Origin of the sequence: Thermosulfurimonas marina (genome assembly GCF_012317585.1) — a bacterium.
Classification (GTDB): Bacteria; Desulfobacterota; Thermodesulfobacteria; order Thermodesulfobacteriales; family Thermodesulfobacteriaceae; genus Thermosulfurimonas_A; species Thermosulfurimonas_A marina.
In genome coordinates this window covers 72,713-97,170 of the sequence record NZ_CP042909.1, presented here as the reverse complement: position 1 = coordinate 97,170, position 24,458 = coordinate 72,713, and the positions used below count along the sequence as shown (strand labels likewise).

The following is a 24,458-nucleotide window of genomic DNA, read 5'->3' as shown; positions in this document are numbered from 1 at the left end:
CTTTCCTTTGTCAAGACTTAAAGCTATTTGGTGCGATAGACCACCATAAAGGGGAAATCGTCCAGCACCAGCTCAAAATAGGAAGGGTTATATCGACGTAAAACATACATTTGGTTGAAATTGCTTTGATAAGTGAGGAGATCGGTCAAAAAGAAAATCGGGCCGTATCTCGAGTGGACTTCTTCGAGGATCAGACCGTGGGCTTGGAGAGAAAATTCCCGGATTCGCTCGGGGGTCTTTTGCACGATTCCTGCCAGAGGCATTTCGTGATTTCCTAAAAAGACCTTACGGGCAGCCAGATTAATGCGTACTCCCCGGCTGCAGGCCAAAATCTCCGGGCTTTCCCGGCGACAGGCCCCGACCTCTAAAATAAAGCCGAAGCGGCCCTCATGCTTTTCGAAATTCCAGCTTCCGAAATATCCGATCCAGCCGTACTTGGGAAAAAGGTCCGGGGTAAAGACCCAGTAAACCGGATGCTGCGGGGGCGGGAAAAGGGGCCCCATTAGGACCCTCCGGGTGAGGCCCTCCGCAGTCTGATTATCCAGATGGAGGGCCCGATAGATCCCCATCAAACCCTTTGAGGCCAGGAAGTGGGTGACCCGATGGGCTGTTTCCGGAGAAGGAGAGGTCCAGGAAAGGGCCACATAATAGCTCTTGGGGGTTACCTGAAGACCTCCTCCGTCGATAAAGGTGGCCCTTCGAGCGTAATATTGAAAGGCATAGCCGTAGTCCCACCAGGTCCAGATCCAGGCCCCTTGAGGGAGGATCCGGGAGAGTTTTTCCATGTCCCGGGCTATTGGGGCTAGGGCCTTGGGAGTGGCCACGAAATTTTTACTGGCCTTCTGAGAGGAAAGGATACCTGCTCCTAGGATCAAGACCGCTAAGAGGACCAGCAGGGTGCGCAGGGTTTCGGAAAGAGGGATCTCAAAATAGGAGGAGGCCCTGCGGGAGAGCCAGTCCACCCAGAAGCCAAGCCCCATTCCCAAAAAGGGGGCCAGATACATCCCGAAGCGGTTCCCGGAATGAAAGACCAGAAGCCCGATCAAAAAATAGGGCCAGAGATAGAGGAGGGCCTTTCTTTCCCGCCAAAGAAGGATTAGGGCCCCCACAAGGCCGGCAGAAAAAAGAAAACGGTTTGGGAGGGTAAAAAGGGCCGCCTGACGAAGACCGAGGATCTTCTGAAGTTCGGAAATGGATTGCTGAACATTGGGATAGCCCGGAAAGAGCCCTTTGGCCTCCGGGCTTACGATCTGAAGAAGGTAGGTGTAAAGCTGATGTCCCAAATTCCAGGGGGCCTGCCAGAGAAACCAGGCGTTGGGAAGGAAGAGGAGGGCCAGAGCCGTCCACTCTTTCCGGCCAAATTTTCTCCTCTCATACCAGAGAAGAAAGACAAAAAGAAGGTAAGGGACCAGGACCAGGTGGGGGTGTTGATACCACCAGTAAAAGAGAAAGCCGAAAAAGGAGGCCAGGGCCACCCAAAGGAGGGATCTTGGGCTTCTAAAGGAAAACCACAGGCACATCCCCAGGACCACCGGGAAGAAGAGATTGAGGGAGTCGGTATCAAAGCGGGCGATACTGGTGCGCATGAGGTAGATATAAGCGGTGGCTCCCACCAGGCCTCCCAAAAGTCCCGCGGCCGTATATCCCAGGGATTCCAAATAAAAAAAGAGCGGGATCACGAAAAGGACGGCGGTAATAGGGGTGTAATAAAGGGCTACATTTTCCAGGGGAGTTTTTAACCAATCGGAAAGTTTGGCCGCCGACCAACTCATCAAGGGGACCGGAAAGGGATAACGAGGCTGGAACTTTTTCTCCTTTTTGTTTTGAGGCTCGAGATAGGTGTCCGGAGCCCCTCGAAAGAGGTCTGCCCTTCCGGAACGGTAGCGGCCCTCCTGCCAGTCGCGGGCCAGGCGGGCGAAATAGAAGGCGTCGTAAGAGGCAAAGATGGGCCGCTTCGGGGCCACAAAATAGAGATTCTGTCGGGCCTTCCAGACCTTGAGATCATCCAATCTCAGGGAAAGCCCTACGGCTAGGATCGCCAGGAGCAGAAGCCCTTTCAGGGCCCAGAGGGCCCAAACCTTCCCCTTAGCCGAATTTGTAGGCCACACCGTATCCCCCCCGGGGATAGTCCCACTCGATGTTCAGATAGGGGCAGGCCACCCGGCAGGAACCACATTCCACACAGGCCTGATAACTTACCGTGATTCCTCCTTCGCGCTCGGCCCGATAGACTCCGGCGGGACAGAAGACCAGACAGGGCTTTTCCGCGCAACTACGGCAGACCTGGGGATCCCGGATTTTTAAATGGGCATATTCCTCGTCTACATAGTATTTGAGGGTAAAGATCTTATCGTCGAGATTTACCCGGGGAAGGGGCTTCATCTTTTTTCACCTCCTCGCGCATGCGTTCCAGGGCTTTACGCATGAGCCTCCCGTAACCTGTCAATCGGCGAAAAACTTCTTCCGCCGTTTCTTCCTGGTAAGTGTGGACCGTGAGGTTTCTGAAAGTAACCATTTCCAGCAATTCCCGAGCCTCTTCTTCCTCCACATACCCTAAAGAAAAAAATTCTCTTATACAAGCTCGAGGAGAAGAACAGATCCGTCCTTCTCTAGCCAAAAAGAGTTTTAAGGCCTTCCAAAAAAGTTCAAAGGTAAATTCAAACCGCTGAATGGCCGAATCTCGGAAAAATTCATATTCCCAGCGACCGCGACGTCTTTGAGCTTCCTCACAGGCTCCTTCCATTTTCTGCAGGGCACGCTCTAGATTGTAAAAAGCCGTCTCTAGGGAGCCCACAGTATCCCCTCTTTTCTGACTCGCTGCCTAAAGGACTCTTCTACCAGGTTGAGATCCACGAGATCCACTTTCTGAGGGAGGCAGGACTCTTCGCAGATCTCCGAAAGCTCCACCAGAAGGCGCCGGACCTCCTCCGGGGGGCCTTCCAGAGCCAGATCCACGTCTGAGGTCTCCGTGGAGTCTCCCCGAGCTCTAGAGCCGAAAAGATAAATGCGCACCCTGCGACCCAAAACAAACCGGCGCAGGAATTCTCTCAAGTCCTCCACGTTTTGGATCTCCCGTGGAGCTACCATCCCTTAAAAAACCGGAAGGTTCGGGTGAAATCCCGGAGAAGGCCGGAGATTCCCCGACGGCGCCTCACGAGGGTGAAAATCTCGAGGAAGACCTCTTCCTTGGCTCGGCCCTGTGCGGTGAGATAGAGGTGGAGGGCCTGATTCAAAAGGCCGGGATAGGTATCAAAAAGGGAGCGGTTTTCCCGAAGGAATTTTTTGAGTTTTCGAAAATACTTCAAGTCTCGATAGATATAGGACTGCCGGAAGGCCTCTTCATAAAGGGAAAGCCCCTTACGGGAAAAATCTCCCTTTTGGTGGGCGGCCACCGCGGCCCGGCCGGCCATGATTCCCGAATAGAGGGCCAGATTGGTCCCTTCCCGGAAGAGGGGATTGACCAGTCCTGCGGCATCTCCTACCGCCAGGACCCCATCCCCGCAGAGCTGCGGCAACCCCTCCAGGCCCCATTCCGGAATAAGGTGCGCCCCGTACTCCAAGGTCTCGCCTCCTTCAAGGAGAGGGGCCAAGGCTGGATGCCGCTTGAGATGTTCCAGAAGTTCGTAAGGTTTGATCCCCTTTTCGGCAAAATCAGAAAGGAAAAGCCCTACACCTAGGGAGATCGAAGTGGTGTTGGTATAGAGAAATCCGCTTCCCGGAAGGCCCAGGGTGGCCTCGCCCAGGACTTCTACCGCGAGCCCCTCGCCTTCCGAAAGTCCGAACCGGGCCTCCAAGGCCCCCTTAGGGAGCTGAATGACCTCCTTTACCGAAAGGGCCACTTCCTCGGGCTGAAAATCTCGGGGAAAAAGCCCGGCCTTTACCGTAAGAAGGCGGTTGACCCCCTCGGCCAGGATGGTCACCGGGGCTCGCACTACCGCCGGCCTTTCGCTTCCCCAGTCCGCCGGCCGATCGGTAACTACCCCCGCAATGCGCCCCCCTTCGCGCAGAAGATCCCTGACCCGCACCTTGGGGACCACCAGGACTCCGGCCTCCCGGGCCTTTTCCGCCAGCCAGGGATCGAACCGGGCCCGGAAGGCCGTAAAGGCCCGGGGAGGTTTTTCCCAGTGAGCCCGGGAGGTATGGGTGAGGCGCACCACCCCGTCCTCGGAAAGAATCCACCAGCCCTCTTCGGTGACCGGCCGCTCAAAGGGAAGACGCTTTTCGGAAAAAAGGTCCGGGACCACGGAAAGGACGGATTCCGTATAAACCACCCCTCCGAAAAGGTTTTTGGCCCCGGAAAAGCGTCCCCGCTCGAGCACTATGACCGAAAGGCCCTCCCGGGCGCAGGTCATGGCCGCAGCCAGCCCTGCCGGGCCCCCTCCTACCACGATTACCTCGTAAGAGAGCTCACTGGCCATGGCTTTTGGCCTTCCTTACCGCCTCTATAAGGGCCGGAATTACCTGATGCAGGTCTCCTACAATCCCTAGGTCTGCAATACGAAAGATGGGGGCCTGCGGGTCGGTATTGATGGCGATGATAAAATCCGCATTCTGCATCCCCACCCGATGCTGAATAGCCCCGGAAATTCCGCAGGCTATATAGACCTTGGGTCTTACGGTCTTTCCGGTCTGTCCTACCTGGTGCTCATAGGAGATCCAGCCCGCATCTACCACCGCCCGGCTGGCCCCTACCTCTCCTCCGAGGAGCCGGGCCAATTCCCGGAGCATCTCAAATTTTTCCGGGGCCCCCAGACCCCGGCCTCCAGAAACAATCACCTCCGCGTATTCCAGATTGACCGTCTTCTCCTTGGCAATGAAATCTACGCGTTTGACCGCTACCTCTTCCTCGGATAGCCCCAATTCCTCCCGCACAATTTCTCCTTGACGCGAGGGATCAGACTCTGGGAGGGGAAAGGTACGCGGGCGCACAGTAGACATCTGGGGGCGATGGTCCGGGCAGAGAATACTGGCCATAATGTTTCCGCCGAAGGCCGGCCGGGTCATGATGAGATTCTTGGTCTCGGGATCGATCTCCAGCCCGGTCACATCGGCCGTAAGCCCGGTCTCCAACGCCGTGGCGATGGAGCCGGCCAGATCCCTTCCCAGGGTGGTGGCCCCGAGGAGAAGGATCTCCGGCTGGTATTTACGGCAGAGCTTCACCACCCCGTGGGCATAAGGCTGGTTACGATAGTAGGAAAGGACGGGATCGTCTATGAGGTAGACTCTTTCGGCCCCGTAGGCGAAGGCTTCCCGGGCGAGGGATTCCACCTCATGGCCCAGGACCAAGGCCTCCACCGTTCCCGAAAGATCCCGGGCCAGCTCCTGGGCCTTTCCCAGAAGTTCCCAGGAGACCGGATGGGCCTGACCCTCTTCCTGTTCCACAAAGACCCAGACCCGCGGCTTCACAGGACCCCCTTCTCGGAAAGGGCGTTTAGAATGCGGCTTACGGCCTCTTCCAGGCCCACCTCCGAGACAAAAATCCGTTCCCCGGGGCTTTTGAGTTCCGGAGTAAAGACCCGGTGGACCCGGGTAGGGGAACCCTTGAGGCCCAGTTTTTCCCTCACAAAAGAGACCGGCCCCGAGGCGGTAAAGACCTCTGGTTCGGTTTTTACCGCTTGAATGAGGGCCGAAAGGGGCGAAAAGGGCGGCTCCGCCACCTCCCGATCGCAGGTCACCAGGACCGGAAGCGGAGCTTCCAGGACCTCAAGCCCCCTTTCGGTCTTGCGGTGTACCCGAATCTTTTTCTCCTCCGGAAAGACTTCCACCTTTACAGCGTAGGTGATGAGCGGAACCCCTAAGCGACAGGCCACCCCCGGCCCTACCTGGGCCGTATCCCCGTCGATGGCCTGTTTGCCGAAAAGAAAGAGGTCGAAGGGTTCCTCTTGGGCTAGATATTTTATGGTCTCGGCCAGGGTATAGCTGGTGGCCAGGGTGTCGGCCCCGGCAAATTTGCGGTCCGAAAGGAGGATCACCCGATCGGCCCCGTATTCTACGGCCTCTCGCAGGGCCTCGGCGGCCTGCGGAGGCCCCATAGTAATGACCGTAAGGTGTCCTCCGTGGCGGCGTTTAAGCTCCGAGGCCAGGGCCAGGGCATGGACGTCGTAAGGATTCACGATGGAAGGGACCCCCTCCCGCACCAGGGTGCCGGTTTCCGGATTGATCCGGATGTTGGTGGTGTCTGGGACCTGTTTGATGGAGACCAGAATCTTCATGACCTTCTTATCATGGCACGGAGATCTTCAAGAATCAAGTATCCGCAGGGAATGAGAAGGAGGGTGATGGCGGTGGCAAAGAGTACCCCGAAGGCCAGACTCAAGGCCATGGGGATGAGAAAACGGGCCTGAAGGCTCTTTTCAAAGATCATGGGAAGCAGCCCGAAGAAGGTGGTGAGGGTGGTCAGGATCACCGGGCGGAAACGGCGCAGCGTGGCCTTTTCTACTACGGCCCGCAGGGGTTTTCCTTCGGCCCGCAGGCGATTGGCCAGATCGACCAGGATGAGGGCATCGTTGACCACCACCCCGGCCAGCCCCACAATCCCGAAAAAGCTCAGGATGGAAAGTTGGTAGCCCAGGAGGAGATGCCCCAGGAAGGCCCCTACAATACCAAAGGGAATGGCCAGCATGATGAGGAGGGGTTGTCCGAAAGAACGCAAGGGAATGGCCAAAAGAATGTAGATAAAAATCAGGGCCAGGAGGAATTCCTTTTTGAGGGCCCGCATGGTACGGGCCTCTTCCCGGCCTTCTCCCTCAAAGGACCAGGAAAGTCCCGGATAGCGGAGGCTCAATTCCGGAAGGACTTTCTGTTTGAGGAGTTTGCGGGCCTCGCTTCCGGTGAGCACCCTCTCGTCCACCTCCGCCCTTACGTAGATCACTCGCCGGCGATTGAGGCGCTCGAGTTTTATATATCCGGGAGCAAAATAGGGCTCGGCCACCTCAAGAAGAGGGACCTCCAGCCCTTGAGTGTTGCGCACTCGGAGATGCTTCAGGGTCTCCAGAGTACTCCTTTCTTTCCGCGGAAGGCGCACCAGGACGGAGATCTCGTCTTCTCCCCTCTGAAAACGCAGGGCCTCCGCCCCATAGAAGGCGGCCCGCACGGTACGGGCTACGTCGAGAAGGCCTATTCCCAGAGCTTGGGCCTCGGGCTTCAGGCGAAAGCGCAATTCCTCCTTGCCTTCTTCCAGGCTGTCTTCCACATCGTGAAGCCCCTGAATCTTGCGCAGGCGACTTTTCAAATCCTCTACGGCGGCCCTGAGGAGCCCCTCGTCGTGATGGGAAAGGGCCACGGAGATCGCCTTTCCCATGGAAAACAGTTCCCCGGAAAAGGTCAGGGACTCGGCCTCCGGGAGATCCCCTACCTCCTTTCGCCAAGCCGAAACCAGATCTCTGGTGCTTATTCCCGGGCGTTTTTCTAGAGGGACCAGCCGCATCTCCACCGCAGCGATATGACTTCCGAGCTCTGGAGGCCCCCCGTGAGGTCCTACAATGGTAGAGCCCGCCGAAATCACGCTGTACTGAAGGAGGGGTCTTCCGTAACGCCTTTCCGCCGCCCGGACCACCTCAATCCCCGCGGCCTCCACTTTACGGATGGTCTGGAGGGTCCTTTCGATAGGGGTCCCGGGAGGCATGCGCAGGGTGGCCACCATGCGATTGCCTTCCACTTTGGGAAAAAAAGTGAAGCGCAGTCTCCCGCCGAGCCACAGGGAAAAGACCACAAGCAAAAGGGCCGTAAGCGTGGCGGCCGTAAACCATCGTAGATCCAAAGCCCGAAGGAGGAAGCCCTTGAAGGGTCCGTAAACAAAGGCCTCAAGTGGCCGGGAGAGGGGAGGGGCTTTGCGGGGAAGGCGGGCTTCATAAAGGTGGGCGGGAAGGATGAAAAGGGCCTCCAGGAGGGAGCCCGCCAGCACCAGGATGACCACCGCGGGGATAACCCGGATGAATCGCCCCATGGCTCCTACCCCGTAAAACAGGGGCCAGAAGGCCGCCATGGTGGTGAGCACCGAGAAGGTCACCGGAAGGGCTACCTCCAGGGTGCCTTCCACCGCGGCCGCCAGGCGTCCGGCCCCCCGCTCCCGGCGATGAAAGACGTTCTCTCCCACCACGATGGCGTCGTCCACCACGATCCCCAGGACCAGGATGAAGGCGAAAAGGGAGATCATGTTCAGGGAAAGTCCCAGATGGGGCATGACCCACAGGGCAAAAGCAAAGGAGAGGGGAATTCCCAGAATCACCCAGAAGGCCAAATTTAGGTGTAGAAAGAAGGAAAGAAGCACGGTAACCAGGATCATCCCGAAGAGCATGTTTTTGACCAGGAGTTTGATCCGAGAGACGAGGATCTCCGTGCGATCCCGCATGATTTCCAGATGAAGACCCTCGGGAAGTTCGGCCCGGATCCGGGGAAGATTTTCCTTTACCGTGCGGGCCAGGCGCAGGACATTCTGGTCGCCCACCCGGAAGACCTCGATTACCGCCGCGGGCTTTCCCTGATAATAAATGGCGTAGTCCCGACTGTCCCGCAGTTCCTCGCGCACCTCTCCCAGAGCGGAAAGGTGCACGGTCCCTCCCTGCCTTCCCCCAAAGAGCCGGAGGCGGCGGTATTCGTCGGCGAAATAACGCCGCCCGCGGATGTGGACCAGGAATTCCTCCCGGGGGTTCTTGAGCCGTCCGGCGGCCACATCCAGACTCTCCCGGGAGATCAGTTCCGCTATCTGGTCCAGGGAAAGACCGTATTTGCGGAGGCTCTTTTCCGGGATCTCGATGTGGATCTCCCGGGGGAGAACCCCGTAGTAGTCCACCTCGGTGATCCCCGGAAGATCGAGCAGGCGGTCCTTGACCCTTTCGGTCCAGTATTTGAGGGTCTCCCGGTCCGTGTCTCCGTACAGAGCCAGATTCAGGACTTCCTGCCGGAGAACCACCCGCTTGACGATGGGCCTTTCGGCCTCCCGGGGCAGGGTGGTGAGCCCATCCACCTCGGTCTTGATGTCGTTAAAGAGTTCGTGGACATCCCAGCCCTCCAGGACCTCTACCAGAATGCTCCCCTGGCCCTCTCGGGCTACGGAAACTATGCGGTCTATGCCCGAAAGGGAGGCGATGCGTTCTTCAATGGGCCGAATAACTGATTCCTCGATCTCCTGAGGGGAGGCCCCCCGGTACTCCACCGAGATCTGGATCTGATCCGGGGAAACCTCCGGAAAGAGCTCCACCTTCATGGTCAGGAGGGAAAGGAGTCCTCCGGCCAGGATCAGGAGGAGAAGGAGATTGGCCGCCACCTGATTTTTGATGAACCAGGTAATGATGCTTCTCATGGCCTTTCCGTAACCAGGGTTCCGGGAAGGGCCCCGAGGAGTCTCTGGATCACCACGTGTTCCCCTCCGGAAAGCCCTCCCAGGATCACCACCTCTTTTTCGGTTTCCTGAAGAACTTTAACCGGTCTCCGGGAAAGCCTTCCCTTTTCCACCACCCACACGAAGGTCTGCCCCCGGGAGCGGTGGAGGGCCACCGCCGGAAGCCGAAAGGCGGAAGGGTAAGTCCTCCCCCAAAGGTGTATGGTGACAAAGACCCCCGGAAGAAGGGGAGGAGAGGGGGGCTTGGTAAACCTCAGATAGAGAGGAATGAGGCGGGTCTTTTCCTCTACTTTCCCTCCGAGACGGGCTATTTGGGCCGGGTAGCGGTAAACCTTTTTTCCGGCCTCCCAGAGGACCGCGGCCCGCGAACCCGGCCCCCGGGTATTGAAACCGGGGACCCTAAGATAGGGTAGAAAATGATCGGCCACCGGGGCGTAAACCTCAAGGCCTTCCAAGGGATAGAGGGTGGCCACCGCCCTTCCGGGGACGAGATAACTTCCCCTTTCTACGGAGACCGAAAGCACTCGGCCGGCAAAGGGGGCCCGAATCTCTGTGCGGTGGAGATCGGCCCGGGCCTTTTGGAGATTTTTCCGGGCCGCAGAGACCCGAGCCCGGGCGGCGGAGAGTTCCGGCTCCTTGACCGCAAGCGGCGGGGGAGGGACTTGGGGATGCAGGCTCTCCCATTCGGCCCGCGCCCTTTGGGCCTCGGCGGAGAGTTCGGCCAGGGCCCTTTCGGCCTCCCGCAGTTCGGCTTCGGCCCGGGCCACCGCGGCCTGATAATCGGTGGGGTCAAGTCTTACCAAGATCTCTCCGGCCCGAACCACCCTTCCGGGAAGGAGTCGGGGAGAGACCCAGAGGACCTTCCCCGAGACCTCCGCGGCCAGTTCCGCCACCCGAGAGGCCACCACCTCTCCGGTGGTCTCTACGGTGTAGGTATAAGGCTGGGGTTTGGCCACCATCGTGCGGACCACCAGGGCCGGGCGTCTTTGGGGTCTTTCCGGGGGGCGTTTCCGGGTATGGATCAGGTACCAGGAAAGGCCTATTCCCAGGATCAGGACCAGGAGGGCGGCCAGAGCCTGTCTCCAGACCTTTTTCATGGACGAGACTCCTCCAAGGATAATTTTCCAAAGCCTCCGGCCAGGGCCCGGTAAAGGAAGATGCGGTTTTCAAGAAGGGTCCGGCGCTGTCGCAAGACCTCCCGTTGGGCCTCACAGAGGGCCAGCCGGGCGGCCAGATACTCGGGGGCGGGAAGGAGCCCCACTTTTTCTCTTTCGGCAAGAAAGCCCACCCGCCGCCGAGCCTCCTCGAGAGCCCCCTCTTTGCGTCTCAGGTTTTCCCGAAGGCGCCTTTCCGAAGAAAGGGCCCTTTCCACCTCGGAAAAGGCGGTAAGAACCGTTTGGGCATAATCCTCCCGGGCCTCAAGCAGGGCGGCCCGGGCCGCAGCCTCTTCCGAGGAGAGCTTTCCGGCATCAAAGACGGTCTGGGTGGTCGAAAAGAGAAGGGTCCAGAAGCGGTGGCGGTGGGCCAGGAGGTCTTTGAGGGCGTTTGAGACCCGTCCTTCCTCGGCAGTGAGGACCAGGTGGGGGAAACGGGCGGCCCGGGCCGCTTTCACCCTCTCGGCTGCGGCCCGAAGGCGGGCCTCGGCGGCCCGAACATCGGGTCGCCGGCGCAGAAGTTCTGCGGGAAGTCCCGCTGGCGGAGGGGAAAGCCTTAGGCGGCAAAGGCCTCGGGAGGCCTCGGAAAGAAAGAGCCTTCCGCCGGGGTAGCGGCCGGTGAGGATTTCCAGACGCTGTTTGGCCTCGGTAAGCTCCTGCCGGAGGAGGGAGACCTGGGCGCTCAAAAGGAGGTGCTTGCGTTTTTCGGAAAGCCATTCCGGGGCGGAAAGGAGCCCTTCCCGAAAGCGGGCCTTAAGGAGATCTAGCCTCTTCTGCGAAAGGGAAACCTCCTCCTTGAGGACCTGCAGTTCGCACTCCGCAAAGACCGCCTGGGTGTAAGCCGTAGCGGTCTCCGCTACCAGGGCCAGAGCCAGGGCCCACCGGTCCTCCTCGGCGGCCAGCGTTTCCAGTCGAGCGGCCCGCTCTGCGGCCGAAAGGCGCCGGAAAAGATCCACCTCGTAAGAGGCCCTCAGGGTCCCCTGCCATTGACCGTAGATAAACCCTCCGGGAAGCCCTCCGAGGCGGCCCCCAAAATTCTGAAGGGCCCGCTCTCCGGAAAGCTCGGCCGAAAGTTGAGGGGATCTTTCCGCGCGGCTTTCCCGGGCCCGAGCCGCAAGTTCGGTCACCCGGGCCGCGGCCTTCTGGAGCTCATGGTTATTTTTCAAGGTCTCGGAGATGAGCCTTTCCAGCTCCGGGGAGCCCAGGCTCCTCCACCAGGGATCCGGGATCTCGGGGAGGGTCTTTTCCGGGGCCTGGACAAAGTGTCCCGGGATGGGGGGAAGCGAGGGTTTGAGGGCCAGCCGGGGGGCACAGGCGCAAAGGAGCCATATTCCCAAGAGCCCAAATCCTAGGAGGCGCACCATCCCCCAAACCCTTTTAGAGAAAAACCCTTGAGGTGTTCCAGCAATTCCTCCAGGGAAAGCTCCCTCCCCAGGAGTTCTTTCAACAGGGGTCTTATCAGACCGAAATGAAGGATTTGGGCCAGAAGGCTAAAGACACAGAGGCGGATCCTTTCGGAACCCACCTCCTTTCCCAGGGCCTGGCTCAAGGCCTTTTCCACTTGGTGATAAAGGGGGAAAAGACCCTCTTCCAGCATGAGCGGAAGACCCTCTCCGGGCTGAGCCATTTCCTGAAAAAGGAGACGCCGATGCAGCCAGCGCTCCTTTTCCGGGATAGGGGCTAGCCAGAAGGCCTCGGCCAGGGCCACTACTACCCCCTCCGGGGTGGGGGGCTGGAGAAGCCTGCGGGCAAATTCTTCTCTAACCTTCTGGGCCCGGGGAAGCCACCTCTCTTTAATCACCGCCAGATAAAGCCCCTGTTTGCTTCCGAAATGGTAGTTGACCGCCGCCACGTTGCAGCCCGCCCGACGGGTAATCTCCCGGACGCTTACCTGCCGAAATCCCTTCAGGGCGAAGAGCTCTTCGGCTATCCGCAAAAGCCGTCCTCGGACCCCCTCCATGAGAAGAAGACTATCAAACATCTGTTTGAAACGCAAGTTTGAAAATTTTTCCCTTGCGCGGAAGAAAAGAAGGTGTTAAAAAGCCCCCAAAAAACACACGCCCGGTTTATGGGGCCTCCGGGGTGTCCGCCTCTGGCGGATGGGAGGTCCCGGGGCGGAGGAAAAACCCAAAAGGAGGTTCAATCCATGTCCTACGTTACCATGAAGCAACTCCTTGAGGCCGGAGTGCATTTCGGCCATCAGACCAGTCGCTGGAACCCCAAGATGAAACCCTTCATCTTCGGGGAACGGAACGGCATCCACATCATCGATCTTCAGCAGACCCTCAAATATTTCGACCTCGCCTACGAGTTTGTGAGGGATACGGTGGCGGAGGGGGGCAAGGTCCTTTTTGTGGGTACCAAGCGCCAGGCCCAGGACACCATTCGGGAAGAGGCCACCCGCTGCGGCATGTACTATGTGGATCATCGGTGGTTGGGAGGCACGCTTACCAACTTTCGGACCATCCGCAAGAGTGTGGACAAGCTCAAGAGGATCGAGCAGTGGATGGAAGACGGCACCATTGAGCGCTTTCCCAAGAAGGAAAGACTCAAACTGGAGCGTCTGCGCCAGAAGTTAGAGCGCAACCTGGGGGGGATTAAAGATATGGAGGAGCTCCCCCAGGTCCTCTATGTGGTGGACCCTAAAAAGGAAGAGATTGCCGTCCTTGAGGCCCGCAAGCTGGGCATTCCGGTGGTGGCGATTACGGACACCAACTGCGATCCGGATCTCATTGACTATATCATTCCCGGAAACGACGACGCCATCCGGGCCATTCGGCTTTTGACCTCCCGCATCGCCGATGCGGTGCTCGAGGGACTGGAGATCTGGCGGGAGAAGATGGCGGCCGAGACCGACAAAGAGGTGGAAGGGGAAGAGGCCCTTTCCGAGGAAGAAAGGGCGGAGGCCATTATTGAAGAGGTCTTGAGAGAGGAAGAACGCGAGGCCGAACTGGAGGAAGAGGCCCAGAAAATTGAAGAGGAGGATTAGACCATGGCTGAGATTACCATGGAGATGATCAAGGAATTGCGGGCCCGTACCGCAGCCGGATTCATGGACTGTAAAAAGGCCCTGGAGGAGGCCGGAGGAGATCTGGAGAAGGCCGTGGACATCCTGCGCAAGCGGGGCCTAGCCATTGCCGCTAAGCGGGCCGGAAAGACCACCAGCGAAGGTATCGTCTCCGCCTATATCCACGCCAACGGAAAGATCGGGGTCCTGGTGGAGGTCAATTGCGAGACCGATTTCGTGGCCCGCACCGAAGAATTTAAAGAATTTGCCCATAATGTGGCCATGCAGATCGCGGCCACCAACCCCATCGCCGTACGGAGAGAGGATGTACCCCCGGAGGTCCTGGAAAGGGAAAGAAAACTCTACGAAGAACAGGCCCGGGAGAGCGGAAAACCGGAAAACGTGATCGAAAAGATCGTTCAAGGCAAGCTGGAGAAGTTCTACCAGGAAGCGGTACTCCTGGAGCAGCCCTATATTAAAAATCCGGATCTCACCATCCAGGACCTCCTGAACGAACTCATCGCCAAGACCGGAGAGAAGATCGTCATTCGGCGGTTTGCCCGCTTCCAAGTGGGCGAGGAATAATGCCCCGGTATCGCCGGATTCTCCTCAAGCTTTCCGGAGAGGCCCTGGGAGAGGGGGGACAGGGCCTCTCTTGGGAAAGGCTTTCGTCCCTGGGGGGAGAACTGGCCGAGGCCCGAAAAAGAGGAACGGAGTTGGCCCTGGTGGTGGGAGGGGGGAATATCCTGCGAGGGGCTTCGGCCAAGGCCTTAGATCGCGTGCGGGCGGACTACATGGGTATGCTGGCCACCTTCATTAATGCCCTGGCCCTGGAGGAGGTCCTTAAACAGGCCGGAGTCCCGGCTCGGGTCCTTTCGGCCCTTTCCGTAGAGGGGGTAGGGGAGCCCTTTCATCGGGAAAGGGCCCTGGAGTATCTGGCCCGGGGGGAGATACTTATCCTGGCCTGTGGCACGGGAAATCCCCTTTTTACCACCGACACGGCGGCGGTGCTCCGGGCCCTGGAGCTCCGGGCCGAAGTTCTCTTTAAAGGCACCAAAGTGGACGGAGTTTACGAAGAAGATCCGGTGAAAAATCCCGCGGCCCGCAAATATGATTATCTTTCCTATGAGGAGGTCCTGGAAAAGGGTCTGGGGGTGATGGATCTTACCGCGATTACCCTGGCTCGGGAACACCATCTCCCGGTCCTGGTCTTCAATATGTTAAAATCGGGAAATATAGTCCGGGCAGTCTCCGGAGAGACGGTGGGCACGCTTATAGGGGGGTGAGACCATGAAGGAACTTCTAGAGGATGGCCGAAGGCGGATGCAAAAAAGCCTCAAGACCTTCAAAGAGGAAATGGCCCGGGTGCGTACCGGGCGAGCCTCGGTCAGCCTCCTTGAGGGCATCAAAGTGGACTACTACGGGACCAAGATGCCCATTCCCCAGATGGCCACGGTTACGGTGCAGGAGGCCCGCTACATTGTCATTCAACCCTGGGATGCTTCTACGGTAAAGGCCATCGAGAAGGCTATCATGGAATCCGACCTGGGGCTGACCCCCACCACCGATGGTCAGGTTATCCGCATTACGGTGCCCCCCCTTACCGAGGAGCGGCGCCGGGATCTGGTCAAGCTGGTGCGCAAGATGGCCGAAGAGGCCCGGGTGGCCATTCGCCATATCCGCCGAGAACTCATGGACGACCTCAAAAAGAAAAAGAAAGAGGGTGAGATCTCCGAGGACGATTTTCATCGCTATCAGGATCAGGTCCAGAAACTCACCGATGAATTTATAAAAGAGATCGAAAAGGTCCTCGAGGAAAAGGAAAAGGAAATCCTTACGGTTTAGTGCGGTGGTCGAGCTTGATCCGCAAAGGCTACCCCGCCACGTGGCCATTATCATGGATGGCAACGGCCGCTGGGCCCGGCGGCGGGGGCTCCCCCGTTTTTGCGGACACCGAGAAGGGGTAAAGACCGCCCGGAGGATCATCACCAAGGCCTGCGAAATTCCCATCCCGGTCCTTACCCTCTACGCCTTCTCTCGAGAAAACTGGGAACGTCCTCCAGAAGAGATCGCCGTCCTCATGGAGCTCTTGCGGGCCTACCTCCGGGAAGAACTCCCTACCATGTTGGAGCGGGGAATCCGCTTCCGGGTGATCGGAGAGCGTGAGCGCTTTCCGGAAGATATCCAAGAGTGGATTGCCCGCTGCGAGAGGGAGACCGCGGAAGGGACCCGGATGACCCTGGTGCTTGCCCTGAGCTACGGGGCCCGGGCGGAGATTGCCCGGGCGGCCCGCCTTCTGGCCGAAGAGGTTTCTGTCGGACGCCTCTGCCCGCAGGACATCACCCCGGAGGTCTTCTCTCGTTATCTCTATACCGCCGATCTTCCGGACCCCGACCTTCTCATCCGTACCAGTGGCGAACAGCGCCTTTCCAATTTCCTTCTCTACCAATGTGCCTATACCGAGTTTTATTTCACCCCGGTCCTCTGGCCGGATTTCACCGAGGAGGAATTCTTAAAGGCCTTGGAAGAGTATCAAAGGCGGGAGAGGCGTTTTGGAAGGGTGTGAGGGTGGTGTCTAAGCCGATCCTAAGGATTCTTACGGCCTTAGTCCTGCTTCCCCCGCTTCTCTGGCTAGTCCTTCAGGGTCCGAGACCTCTCCTCTTTCTGGTAACCCTTCTTTGTGCTGGACACGCCTTCCGGGAGTGGTGGGAGATGACCGGTTTCCCCCGGGGGCTTTTCCTCTTTTCCACCGCGGCCCTCTTCGGGGGCTTCCTTCTCGCAGAAAAATCCCTCGCCGGAGGACTCTGGATCCTCCTTTTCGGCCCCACCCTCTATTTTTTGCGCTATTTCGAGCGGGAGACCTTCCTTCGGAACTTCGGTAGGGACCTTTCCGGGCTTTTTCTAATCTTTCTCGGTTTTTACGCCCTTTTTAAGCTTTCCGATTTCGGAAGATTTTTTCTCCTCTATCTCTTAGCCGTGGTCTTTTCTGCGGATACCGGAGCCTATTTCGGGGGGCGCCTCTGGGGGCACCGTCCCTTCTTTCCGGCCATAAGCCCTCGGAAGACCCTGGAGGGTTATATCTGCGGGGTGCTGGCTGGGACCCTTGGAGGGGGAGCCCTGGCCCTCTGGAAGGGTCTTTTTCCTTGGAGGGAGGGCCTGGCCCTTTCCCTGGCGCTTGCGGTCCTTTCTCCAGCCGGAGACCTTCTGGAGTCCATGGTCAAGAGGGCCTGCGGAGTCAAAGACTCTGGCCGGATTCTCCCGGGCCACGGAGGGCTTCTCGACCGGGTGGATGCTTTGATCTTTCTGGCCCCGGCCCTCTGGGCCTATCTTGAACTTCGGGGAGGGGGCTGGTGAGGCGCCTGGTCATCCTGGGTTCTACGGGCTCGGTGGGCCGACAGACCCTGGAGGTAGTCTCCCTCTTTCCGGAACGCTTCCAGGTGTTGGCCCTCACGGCTCGGCGCAACTGGCGCCTTTTGGCCGAGCAGGCCCGCCGCTTTCGGCCCCGGCTGGTCTGGATCGGGGAGGAGCCCCTCCGGGCCCCTTTAATGGAGGCCCTGCCCCGGGAAGTAGAGGTCGTCTCCGGTCCGGAGGCCCTTTCCGGACTTGCGGCGCATCCCGAGGCCGATCTGGTGGTCTCGGCCCTGGTGGGGGCCGCAGGACTGGCTCCTACGCTTGCGGCCCTTTCGGCCGGAAAGACTGTGGCCCTGGCGAACAAAGAGGTCCTGGTGGCCGGGGGAGAGCTGGCAGTCTCCCTTTTGCGGCGCAGGCGGGCCCGGGTCCTTCCGGTGGATAGCGAACACTCGGCTATCTTTCAGGCCCTTAAGGGCCACCGGCGCCGGGAGGTTTCCCGCCTGATCCTTACTGCCTCCGGAGGCCCCTTCCGGAAGACTCCCAAGGACAAGTTTTCCGAGATCACCCCGGAAGAGGCCTTGAGACATCCCCGCTGGCGCATGGGGCCCAAGATCACCGTGGACTCGGCCACTTTAATGAACAAAGGCCTGGAGGTCATTGAGGCCCACTATCTTTTCGGGATCCCCTACCGGAAGATAGAAGTGGTTATCCATCCGGAAAGTATCGTTCACTCTCTGGTGGAGTTCCGGGACGGGAGCTTACTGGCCCAGATGAGCCTTCCGGACATGCGTCTGCCCATCGCCTACGCCCTCTCTTACCCGGAGAGGCTGCCCCTTCCTTATCCTCGCTTGGACCTTCCGGCCCTGGCGGGCCTCCATTTCGAGCCCCCGGATCTGGAACGTTTTCCCTGCCTGCGTCTGGCCTACGAGGCCGGCCGCCGGGGGGGCTTCTGGCCGGTGGCCCTCAATGCGGCCAATGAGGTGGCGGTGGAGGCCTTCCTTTCCGGAAGACTTCGCTTCGTGGAGATACCCCTCCTCATCGAAGAGACCCTATCCCGTCTTTCCTTTTCCGGAAGACCCGGTAGTTTAGAGGAGATACTGGAGGCGGACCAACGGGCCCGGAAGACGGCCCAGGCCTGGATCGAGGAGAGAGGATGCTTACGTTAGCGGCGGCCCTTTTTGTGCTTTCGCTTCTTATCATCTTTCATGAATGGGGCCATTTTGTCCTGGCCCGGCTCTGTGGGGTGCGGGTCTTGCGCTTTTCCGTGGGGTTTGGGCCGGTCCTTCTTTCTCGCCAGCTAGGGGAGACCGAATTCTGTCTTTCCGCCGTTCCCCTGGGAGGTTATGTGAAGCTCCTGGGAGAAAATCCCGAAACCCCGTTAAGTCCGGAGGAGCGGCCCCGGTCCTTTTCGGAAAAACCCCTCTGGCAGAGGGCCCTCATTGTGGCTGCCGGCCCACTTTTTAATCTACTCCTGGCTTGGTTGGTCTTTGCCCTGTTTTTCGGGGTCAAGGGGAAGCCCCAGGTCCTTCCAGAGGTGGGGAAAGTCCTTTCCGGTTCCCCGGCTGAGGCCGCGGGATTGCGTCCCGGGGATCTCATCCTCTCGGTAAACGGCCGGCCGGTGCGTACCTGGGAGGAGCTCACCGAGCGGGTGAGAAAGGAAGGCCTGCGCCCCCTTCTCTTGGAGGTGCGCCGCCAAAAAGAGGTCCTCCAGATAAGGCTCGTGCCGCAATTACGGGAGGTGCGCAACCTTTTTGGAGAAAAAGAAAAGGTCCCGGTGATCGGCATCGTGGCCTCGGGTCGGGTCCTTACGGAAAAGGTCCCTCCCTGGAGGGCCTTTTGGGAAGCCCTGGTGCGGGTGGGGGAACTTACCCGTCTTACGGTGGTGGCCCTGGTAAAACTTCTCGAAAGGGCCCTTCCTCTTTCTTCTTTGGGAGGCCCGCTTCTTATCGCTCAGATGGCCGGCCAACAGGCCCGTCAGGGCCTGTTGGCCCTCCTTCTCTTTTCCGGAGTCCTTTCGGTGAATCTGGCGGTGATTAATCTTCTTCCCGTGCCCATGCTCGATGGAGGACACCTGGTCTTTTACGCGGTGGAGGCCCTGCGGGGGCGTCCCCTTTCTCCCCGCACCCAAGAGCGTATTCAGAAGGTGGGACTGGCCTTACTCATCGCTCTCATGGTCCTGGTCTTTTATAACGATCTGGCCCGGCTCTTTCCCCGATGGGTACCCAGGCACCCTTAATCCTGGCCTTCGAGACCTCGGGAGAGACCGGAGGGGTAGCCCTTTATCAGGGGAGAGTGCTGGCGGAGGTGACCCTTTCCGGGGCCCTTACTTATTCGCGGCGGCTTCTTCCGGCCCTAGATTTTCTTCTGGGCCAGTTAGGGCTTCGTCTTTCCCAAATTGAGGCCCTGGCTGTAGCTGTGGGGCCGGGGAGTTTCACCGGGTTGCGTATCGGTCTGGCCACGGTCAAGGCCCTGGCTTTGGTCCTCCAAAGACCGGTGGTGGGGGTGGAGACCTTGGCGGCACTGGCGGCTCAAGTCCCGGAAAGTCCGCTTCCGGTCTGTGCCGTGCTCGATGCCCGGCGGGGGGAACTTTATGCCGCCCTTTACCGTATGGTAGACGGCTACCCCCAAGTCTTCATGCGCCCGCGGATTATTTCCCCGGAAAGGCTCTGTGCGGAGATCTCCGGACCCACCCTTTTCGTAGGGGAGGGGCTGCGTCTTTTCAGAGAAGAATTGCGCAGGAGGCTAGGAGAACGCTTTCGGGAAGCCCCGGGGCACCTTAGGGAGGGCCGGGCCGCAGCGGTGGCCTATCTGGCCGAACGCCGGCTTCTTTCCGGCTCCACCGACGATCCCGCAACCCTCCTTCCTTTTTATCTCCGTCCCAGCGAAGCGGAGCGCAGCCGGGGGTTGGGCCGTGTTTAGATTTCTGGTTCGTCGGACGGCTTCCCTGCTTCTTACCTTTTTCGGGATCACCCTCCTTAGTTTTTCGGTGATCCATCTGGCCCCCGGAAGCCCGGTAAGTCCCATGGCGGAATTCAATCCCAAATTCACCCCGGAGATGCGGGAAAGATTACGACGGGAGTTCGGGCTGGATCAGCCCCTTCATGTCCAGTACCTCCGGTGGCTCAAAGGAGTGCTCACCCTGGATCTGGGCCGTTCCTTTTCTCCGGACCGCCGCCCGGTCTGGGAAAAGATCAAAGAAAGGCTCCCGGTAACCATTCTGATAAATGTTCTGGCTATGGGGTTGATTCTGGCGGTGGGGCTTCCTTTAGGAGTGGCCTCGGCGGTGCGGGCCGGGTCCCTATTTGATCGTTCCGTAACCGTGCTGGTCTTCATAGGCTATGCCCTGCCCGGTTTCTGGCTGGCCCTTCTTCTCATGCTCCTTTTCGGGATCAAGCTGGGATGGTTGCCCATCTCCGGGATCCACAGTCTTATGGGCTATGCCTCCATGAGCCCCTGGGAAAAGGTCCTGGACTGGGCCAAACACCTTCTCCTTCCGGTATTTGTAGCCGCCTTCGGAGGGCTAGCGGGAATTTCCCGTTATATGCGCTACAGTATGCTGGAGGTTCTCTCCCAGGACTACATCCTCACCGCCCGGGCCAAGGGGCTCCCGGAAAGGAAGGTGGTCTATAAGCACGCCCTGCGTAACGCCCTTCTTCCCATCATCACCATCCTCGGGCTTTCGGTCCCGGGGCTGGTGGGGGGAAGCGTGATCTTTGAATCCATCTTCGGCATTCCCGGAGTGGGGCAGCTCATGTGGCAGGCGGTCATGGCCCGAGACTATCCGGTGATCATGGGTAACCTGGTAATCGTCTCGGTGCTCACCCTGCTGGGGAATCTCCTAGCGGACCTAGGTTATGCCCTGGCCGACCCCCGTATTCGCCTTGAGGGGAGGTCCTGAGGATGGAGACCCTGGCCCTCCTCTGGAAACATACCTGGGGGAGACTTTCCCTTCTTGCGGTCCTGGTTTTGATATTTGTGGCCCTGCTGGCCCCCTATTTGGCCCCCTATGACCCTTTGGCCATTGATGTGCGCCATGTCCTGGAACCTCCCTCCAAGATCCATCCCTTGGGCACGGATCTCCTGGGCCGCGATGTTCTTTCCCGGATTATTTACGGGACCAGGATTTCACTTGAGGTGGGGGTGGTAGCGGTAGGGCTTTCTCTGGCGGTGGGAACGGTCTTGGGGGCCCTGGCCGGCTATTATGGAGGTTGGGTAGACGGCCTCATTTCCCGTTTCATTGACATCATGCTCTGCTTTCCCACTATCTTTCTTATACTGGCCGTGATCGCCTATCTTCAGCCCTCCATCCTCAACATCATGGTGGTCATCGGTCTTACGAGCTGGATGGGGGTGGCCCGTCTGGTGAGGGCGGAATTTCTGAGTCTGCGGGAGCGGGAGTTCGTACTTGCGGCACGGGTGGCCGGGGCTTCGGACCTGCGGATTATCTTCTCCCACCTCCTGCCCAATGCCCTTCCTCCCATCCTGGTGGCCGCCACTCTGGGGGTGGGGAACGCCATTCTTATCGAGTCGGCCCTTTCCTTTCTGGGACTGGGAGTCCAGCCTCCCATCCCCTCCTGGGGGAATATGCTCACCGAGGGGAAAAGCTGCCTGGAGGTAGCCTGGTGGCTTTCGGTCTTTCCGGGCCTGGCCATTCTCTTTACGGTTCTGGTCTTCAATCTCCTGGGTGAAAGTCTCCAGGAGGTGACCAATCCTCGCCTCCGGCCTCAAAGACCGCAGGCCTGAAAACCTTCTTGCCTTCTGGATCCGAAAACTTAACTTTTAGTTAGAAAATTCAAAAAGGGGGTGAGGATTATGGCTGAACTCATGGTATGGCGTCCGCTTCAGGAATTACGGCGGGAGATTGACCGGTTGTGGGAGGAATTTTTTGGCCGTACGCGTTTTCCCGAGCGCTGGGAGGGGTTGGAGTGGGTACCGGCGGTGGATGTCTCGGAGACGGAGGAGGCGGTAGTGGTGCGGGCCGATGTTCCGGGCCTTGATCCGGAGGACCTAGAGATTACCCTTTCGGGGAACACGCTGGTGATCAAGGGGGAAAAGAAAAAGGAGCAGGAGGAGAAAAAGGAAAACTTTTATCGGGTAGAGCGGGTTTACGGGAGCTTTATGCGTACGGTAGAGCTTCCGGCGGAGGTGGAGGCGGATAAGGTAGAAGCTACCTATAAGAACGGGGTCCTCAAAATAGTCCTTCCCAAGAAGGCCGAGGCCAAGGGCCGGACCATTAAGGTCAAGGTGGAAAAGTAGTTATCTCCCACAGGTGGCCCGCGAAGAGCCGAAGGCGTGCTCCCTGCACGCCAGGACGTTAAATCAGCCCTTGCGGCCTAGATAGGCCTCTTCCTGTCGTTCGATGGGTTCCCCGCAAAAGGCACAGCGGGGAACCCCGTTCCATTTTTTATAGGCCTTCCAGATTTCTTCGGCGAATTCTTTAGGACTTTTAGGTCTGGGCATCAGGGGGGTACCTCCACCAGGTCTTTAATGGAGACCAGCCGTACCTCTGAAAGAAGTTCCTGCCGGTGGCGCCGGAGAAGCTCCAAGGTTTGAGGATGAGGATGGGCAATGACCACCAGCCGACCTTTCTCCCGCGCCCTTTTTAACATGTGCTTGAACTCGTTCTCCAAAGCCTCCTTTTTAAAATTATTATCCAGGAAAACGTCCCGTTGGGCAAAGGGAATTTTCAAGTATTCCGCCACAAAAGGGGCTACAGAATGAGGTGTAGTCTTGCTATCCACAAAAAACATACCTTTATTTTTTATTTCTTGCATAACCCAATTCATACGTAAAGGATCCTGCGAAAAAAGGGATCCCATGTGTTGATTTACTCCTTCGGCAAATGGAACCAGGGCAATTAATTGTTGAGTCTTAAGGCGAATTTCCTTCTCCCCCATGGAGACCAGGAGGGCCTCCGGGCCGGGGTTGATTCCGTTTTCAGCCTCCATAGGGAGATGGACTAGAACCGTAAAACCCCGCTCATGGGCCTCTCGGGCCAGGCGAGCCGTAAAGGGAGCCTTGGGGAGGAAGGAAAAGTTTAGGCGGAGCCCCAGCTTAAAAAAGGCCCTTTCCAGCCGGGGCCTCTGGCCCATATCGTCTATGATGAGGGCTATGCGGGGTAGTATCTTGGGTTGAGGAGGAGCGGGCCGGGGAGAGGGAGTCGGGGAGGGAGGAGGAGTCGGGGAGGGAGGTGGCGGAGGAGAAGGAGGGTGCAGGACCTTGAGTAGGGCCAGAAAGGCCAAAAGAAAGACCAAAGAAAGTAGGGCCCAGGCTAAAGCCCTAGGCACAGGGGTCTTAGATCTTTTTGCGGTGCGTTTTTTTCTTCCTTTAGAGCCCAAATCAGTACTTGATCTTGGTAAGTTGCGGGAGACTCTTTAAGACTTTCAGAGCCTCATGCAACTGGAAGTCTTTAGCCAGAAGTTCCTCCGATTCTTTTTCTTCCTGAGTCTTTCCGTTGGGGTTTTCCAGGTGTCCGGTGAGGTCCTTTTCCCGGATCTCCGGATGTTTTTTCTGGAGACAGTCCGGTTTGATCTCCGGGACTTCCAGGTCTGGTTCTATGCCTTCGGCCTGGATGGAGCGTCCGCTGGGGGTGAAATATTCTGCGGTGGTAAGACGCACCGCCGAGCCGTCGGGGAGAGGGATGATCGTCTGGACCGAACCCTTACCGAAGGTTCGGGTCCCCACAATAACCGCCCGGTGATGATCCTGAAGGGCTCCGGCCACGATCTCCGAGGCCGAGGCCGTACCGGCGTTCACCAGGACCACCAGGGGATAGGGGTGTTTTTGGCGATTGGGATGGGCCTTAAATTGGAAATTTTGATCCTTGCGACGCCCCTTGGTGTAGACAATAAGTCCTTCGTCTAAAAATTCATCGGCCACCTCTACCGCCGCATCCAGAAGACCCCCGGGATTGTTCCGCAGATCCAGGATCAATCCTTTAAGAGGCTGATTTTCTTTTTCTAGTTTGGAAAGGGCCTGGTGTAATTCCTCTCCGGTCTTTTCCTGGAAACTCGAGATGCGAATATAGCCGTAGCCGGGCTCAAGAATCCGGGCCCTAACGCTCCGGATGGGAATCACATCCCGCACCAGGGTGATATCCTTGAGTTCCTTGGTGCTTTCCCGAAAGATGGTAATGGTGACCTTGGTACCTTTGGGCCCCCGAAGGCGTTTTACGGCCTCCATAAGGGACATCCCCTTGGTAGGCTGGCCGTTAATCTTCACGATCTTGTCGCCAGGCTTGAGACCGGCCTTCCAGGCCGGGGTGCCTTCAATGGGAGAGACCACGGTAAGGATTCCATCCTCCAGGGTGATTTCGATGCCGATCCCGGTGAAACTTCCCTTGGTCTCGATCTGCAATTCGTGAAATTCGTCTGGAGCAAGGAAGGAAGAGTGAGGGTCCAGCCCAGAAAGGAGCCCTTTTATGGCGTCATAAACCAACTCCTTGGTGGTCACGGGTTTCACATAGTTCTCTTCCACCAACTCCAGGACTTGGGAAAAAAGCTTTAAGGCTTCATAAGGGTCCTCGTCTTTCTTAGAGGACGAAAGGCCCGGAGAGACCCCCACCAGAAGGATCAACAGGACTGCCAGAAGACTTCCCTTTTTCATC

The 24,458-nt window shown here is 58.4% G+C and carries 26 protein-coding genes; 12 read left to right on the top strand and 14 right to left on the bottom strand.

Annotation, left to right across the window (positions count from 1 at the left end):
* Nucleotides 1-23 precede the first annotated feature (23 nt).
* The 11 genes from FVE67_RS00505 to FVE67_RS00455 are packed head-to-tail and all read right to left on the bottom strand — an operon-like array spanning nucleotide 24 to nucleotide 12,475.
* On the bottom strand, nucleotides 24-2,108 hold the full coding sequence (locus FVE67_RS00505; protein ID WP_168718724.1) for an STT3 domain-containing protein: 2,085 nt from the start codon (nucleotides 2,106-2,108) through the stop codon (nucleotides 24-26).
* The gene (locus FVE67_RS00500) at nucleotides 2,086-2,382 is read right to left on the bottom strand and encodes a ferredoxin family protein (protein WP_168718723.1); all 297 of its coding nucleotides are present in this window, start codon (nucleotides 2,380-2,382) and stop codon (nucleotides 2,086-2,088) included. Before FVE67_RS00500 ends, FVE67_RS00505 begins: the two co-directional genes overlap by 23 nt.
* Entirely contained in the window at nucleotides 2,348-2,794 is a 447-nt protein-coding gene (locus FVE67_RS00495) for an HI0074 family nucleotidyltransferase substrate-binding subunit (protein ID WP_210534615.1), read from the bottom strand. The genes FVE67_RS00500 and FVE67_RS00495 overlap by 35 nt, the downstream gene beginning before the upstream one ends.
* Nucleotides 2,782-3,087: a nucleotidyltransferase family protein gene (locus tag FVE67_RS00490; RefSeq protein ID WP_168718722.1), complete on the bottom strand. Its 306-nt coding sequence runs from the start codon at nucleotides 3,085-3,087 to the stop codon at nucleotides 2,782-2,784. Before FVE67_RS00490 ends, FVE67_RS00495 begins: the two co-directional genes overlap by 13 nt.
* On the bottom strand, nucleotides 3,081-4,418 hold the full coding sequence (locus FVE67_RS00485) for an FAD-dependent oxidoreductase (protein WP_168718721.1): 1,338 nt from the start codon (nucleotides 4,416-4,418) through the stop codon (nucleotides 3,081-3,083). Before FVE67_RS00485 ends, FVE67_RS00490 begins: the two co-directional genes overlap by 7 nt.
* The gene (locus FVE67_RS00480; protein ID WP_168718720.1) at nucleotides 4,408-5,406 is read right to left on the bottom strand and encodes an electron transfer flavoprotein subunit alpha/FixB family protein; all 999 of its coding nucleotides are present in this window, start codon (nucleotides 5,404-5,406) and stop codon (nucleotides 4,408-4,410) included. Before FVE67_RS00480 ends, FVE67_RS00485 begins: the two co-directional genes overlap by 11 nt.
* A complete protein-coding gene (locus FVE67_RS00475) occupies nucleotides 5,403-6,212 on the bottom strand; it encodes an electron transfer flavoprotein subunit beta/FixA family protein (RefSeq protein ID WP_168718719.1) in 810 nt (269 codons plus the stop codon). Before FVE67_RS00475 ends, FVE67_RS00480 begins: the two co-directional genes overlap by 4 nt.
* Complete coding sequence (locus FVE67_RS00470) at nucleotides 6,209-9,301, bottom strand: efflux RND transporter permease subunit (protein ID WP_168718718.1); 3,093 nt, start codon at nucleotides 9,299-9,301, stop codon at nucleotides 6,209-6,211. The genes FVE67_RS00475 and FVE67_RS00470 overlap by 4 nt, the downstream gene beginning before the upstream one ends.
* Complete coding sequence (locus FVE67_RS00465; protein WP_168718717.1) at nucleotides 9,298-10,437, bottom strand: efflux RND transporter periplasmic adaptor subunit; 1,140 nt, start codon at nucleotides 10,435-10,437, stop codon at nucleotides 9,298-9,300. The genes FVE67_RS00470 and FVE67_RS00465 overlap by 4 nt, the downstream gene beginning before the upstream one ends.
* Nucleotides 10,434-11,858, bottom strand: a complete 1,425-nt coding sequence (locus tag FVE67_RS00460; protein WP_168718716.1) for an efflux transporter outer membrane subunit — start codon at nucleotides 11,856-11,858, stop codon at nucleotides 10,434-10,436. The genes FVE67_RS00465 and FVE67_RS00460 overlap by 4 nt, the downstream gene beginning before the upstream one ends.
* Entirely contained in the window at nucleotides 11,843-12,475 is a 633-nt protein-coding gene (locus FVE67_RS00455; RefSeq protein WP_168718715.1) for a CerR family C-terminal domain-containing protein, read from the bottom strand. The genes FVE67_RS00460 and FVE67_RS00455 overlap by 16 nt, the downstream gene beginning before the upstream one ends.
* Before the next feature lie 165 nt (nucleotides 12,476-12,640).
* On the opposite strand from FVE67_RS00455, the gene rpsB reads away from it, so the two are divergent.
* The 12 genes from rpsB to FVE67_RS00395 all read left to right on the top strand — a co-directional run bounded on the left by rpsB (nucleotide 12,641) and on the right by FVE67_RS00395 (nucleotide 22,108).
* On the top strand, nucleotides 12,641-13,483 hold the full coding sequence (gene rpsB / locus FVE67_RS00450) for a 30S ribosomal protein S2 (protein WP_168718714.1): 843 nt from the start codon (nucleotides 12,641-12,643) through the stop codon (nucleotides 13,481-13,483).
* Between the two features lie 3 nt (nucleotides 13,484-13,486).
* Complete coding sequence (gene tsf / locus FVE67_RS00445) at nucleotides 13,487-14,086, top strand: translation elongation factor Ts (protein ID WP_168718713.1); 600 nt, start codon at nucleotides 13,487-13,489, stop codon at nucleotides 14,084-14,086.
* Nucleotides 14,086-14,787 carry a UMP kinase gene (pyrH, locus tag FVE67_RS00440; protein WP_168718712.1) on the top strand — a complete coding sequence of 234 codons (702 nt, stop codon included), beginning with the start codon at nucleotides 14,086-14,088 and terminating at the stop codon, nucleotides 14,785-14,787. Before tsf ends, pyrH begins: the two co-directional genes overlap by 1 nt.
* A gap of 4 nt (nucleotides 14,788-14,791) precedes the next feature.
* Complete coding sequence (frr, locus tag FVE67_RS00435) at nucleotides 14,792-15,346, top strand: ribosome recycling factor (RefSeq protein WP_168718711.1); 555 nt, start codon at nucleotides 14,792-14,794, stop codon at nucleotides 15,344-15,346.
* A gap of 4 nt (nucleotides 15,347-15,350) precedes the next feature.
* Nucleotides 15,351-16,067 (top strand): undecaprenyl pyrophosphate synthase, encoded by a 717-nt coding sequence (gene uppS, locus FVE67_RS00430; RefSeq protein ID WP_168718710.1) that lies wholly within the window; start codon nucleotides 15,351-15,353, stop codon nucleotides 16,065-16,067.
* 5 nt (nucleotides 16,068-16,072) lie between these two features.
* A complete protein-coding gene (locus FVE67_RS00425) occupies nucleotides 16,073-16,855 on the top strand; it encodes a phosphatidate cytidylyltransferase (RefSeq protein ID WP_168718709.1) in 783 nt (260 codons plus the stop codon).
* Entirely contained in the window at nucleotides 16,852-18,018 is a 1,167-nt protein-coding gene (locus FVE67_RS00420) for a 1-deoxy-D-xylulose-5-phosphate reductoisomerase (RefSeq protein ID WP_168718708.1), read from the top strand. The genes FVE67_RS00425 and FVE67_RS00420 overlap by 4 nt, the downstream gene beginning before the upstream one ends.
* Nucleotides 18,006-19,088, top strand: coding sequence for an RIP metalloprotease RseP (gene rseP, locus FVE67_RS00415; RefSeq protein ID WP_168718707.1), 1,083 nt, complete (start codon nucleotides 18,006-18,008; stop codon nucleotides 19,086-19,088). Before FVE67_RS00420 ends, rseP begins: the two co-directional genes overlap by 13 nt.
* On the top strand, nucleotides 19,067-19,771 hold the full coding sequence (tsaB, locus tag FVE67_RS00410; protein WP_168718706.1) for a tRNA (adenosine(37)-N6)-threonylcarbamoyltransferase complex dimerization subunit type 1 TsaB: 705 nt from the start codon (nucleotides 19,067-19,069) through the stop codon (nucleotides 19,769-19,771). The genes rseP and tsaB overlap by 22 nt, the downstream gene beginning before the upstream one ends.
* On the top strand, nucleotides 19,764-20,750 hold the full coding sequence (locus tag FVE67_RS00405) for an ABC transporter permease (RefSeq protein WP_168718705.1): 987 nt from the start codon (nucleotides 19,764-19,766) through the stop codon (nucleotides 20,748-20,750). Before tsaB ends, FVE67_RS00405 begins: the two co-directional genes overlap by 8 nt.
* A gap of 2 nt (nucleotides 20,751-20,752) precedes the next feature.
* Complete coding sequence (locus tag FVE67_RS00400) at nucleotides 20,753-21,595, top strand: ABC transporter permease (protein WP_168718704.1); 843 nt, start codon at nucleotides 20,753-20,755, stop codon at nucleotides 21,593-21,595.
* Between the two features lie 69 nt (nucleotides 21,596-21,664).
* Nucleotides 21,665-22,108 (top strand): Hsp20/alpha crystallin family protein, encoded by a 444-nt coding sequence (locus FVE67_RS00395; protein ID WP_168718703.1) that lies wholly within the window; start codon nucleotides 21,665-21,667, stop codon nucleotides 22,106-22,108.
* Nucleotides 22,109-22,171: 63 nt separating this feature from the next.
* On the opposite strand, the gene FVE67_RS00390 is transcribed toward FVE67_RS00395, so the two are convergent.
* From FVE67_RS00390 to FVE67_RS00380, 3 genes are read right to left on the bottom strand one after another with little or no spacing between them, the layout of a single operon-like run.
* Nucleotides 22,172-22,312, bottom strand: coding sequence for a hypothetical protein (locus FVE67_RS00390; RefSeq protein ID WP_168718702.1), 141 nt, complete (start codon nucleotides 22,310-22,312; stop codon nucleotides 22,172-22,174).
* Nucleotides 22,312-23,139: a divergent polysaccharide deacetylase family protein gene (locus FVE67_RS00385; RefSeq protein WP_281347178.1), complete on the bottom strand. Its 828-nt coding sequence runs from the start codon at nucleotides 23,137-23,139 to the stop codon at nucleotides 22,312-22,314. Before FVE67_RS00385 ends, FVE67_RS00390 begins: the two co-directional genes overlap by 1 nt.
* A 52-nt stretch (nucleotides 23,140-23,191) precedes the next feature.
* Nucleotides 23,192-24,457, bottom strand: a complete 1,266-nt coding sequence (locus FVE67_RS00380; protein WP_168718700.1) for a S41 family peptidase — start codon at nucleotides 24,455-24,457, stop codon at nucleotides 23,192-23,194.
* Nucleotide 24,458 lies beyond the last annotated feature (1 nt).